Source organism: Kitasatospora indigofera (genome assembly GCF_014655955.1).
GTDB classification, from domain to species: domain Bacteria; phylum Actinomycetota; class Actinomycetes; order Streptomycetales; family Streptomycetaceae; genus Kitasatospora; species Kitasatospora indigofera.
This window is the reverse complement of record NZ_BNBO01000166.1, coordinates 1-867: the sequence shown is the minus strand read 5'-3', so window position 1 is coordinate 867 and position 867 is coordinate 1. Positions and strand designations below refer to the sequence as shown.

At 74.7% G+C, this 867-nt stretch carries 2 protein-coding genes; both read left to right on the top strand.

The window, feature by feature from the left end:
* On the top strand, nt 1-381 hold a 381-nt coding region (locus IE329_RS39980; RefSeq protein ID WP_190215984.1), incomplete at its 5' end, for a hypothetical protein.
* Nucleotides 382-436: 55 nt separating this feature from the next.
* Nucleotides 437-867, top strand: a 431-nt coding sequence (locus IE329_RS39975; RefSeq protein ID WP_190215983.1) for a hypothetical protein, incomplete at its 3' end; no start/stop codon positions are given.

Sequence of the window (867 nt, the reverse complement as noted above, 5' to 3'; positions counted from 1 at the left end):
CGCGCCGTGGCACTCGCCGCGGCGGTCGGCGAGCTGCACCCCAGCGAGACCACGTGGAAGCGCGCATGGGACGACACCGCCGGCGCCCCGCTCGGCGACACGGCCGAATCCATCGCCGCCCGCGTGGCCGCCAGGGCCGCGACCAAGGAAGCCGCCAAGGACCAGACGAACACGGTCGAAAAGGTGGAAAAGCCGCAGGTCGAATCCCAAGTGACCGCCCCGCGCGGCACCTCCGCGAACAAGCGTCCGGACGGGCGCCGCAACAACGGCGGGACCCCGCCGCGGCAGAAGGCCGGCAGCTACCCGAAGTACTCGCCGATCGCCCGCCGCGCGATGTCGCTCGCCGCCAAGAAGCAGCAGCCCGCCCGCACCGCGAGCTGACCCCATCCGCCCCCGCGCACGACCCCTTCGAGACATCCCGACCAGGAGGTCGACCGTGTCCGACGCCCACTCCAGCCGCGCCGCCCGCTTCGCCGCCGCCTACGCCCTGCTCCGCGCGGCGGCGGACGTGGCGGACCACTGGGTCCAGACCGACCACCAAGCCCGCCTCAAGGGCCAGCACGACCACAACGACGGGCAGTCCAGCGCGGCCGGGCGCCGCGCCTGCGCCGCCCACGTCGCCACCTACACCGCCACCCAGGCCGGCGCCCTGCTGCTCGGCTCCCGCGTGCTTGGAGTTCGGCTGCGGCCCGGCCCGGCCGTGGCGGCCCTGGCGCTGTCGGCCGTCACGCACTACGTCGCCGACCGGCGCGAGCCCCTGCGCCGCCTCGCCGACGCCACCGGCAAGAGCAACTTCGTCCGCCTCACTGACTTCGGCATGAACGGCGCCTACGCGCTGGACCAGGCCTGGCACCACGCCTTCGAGAC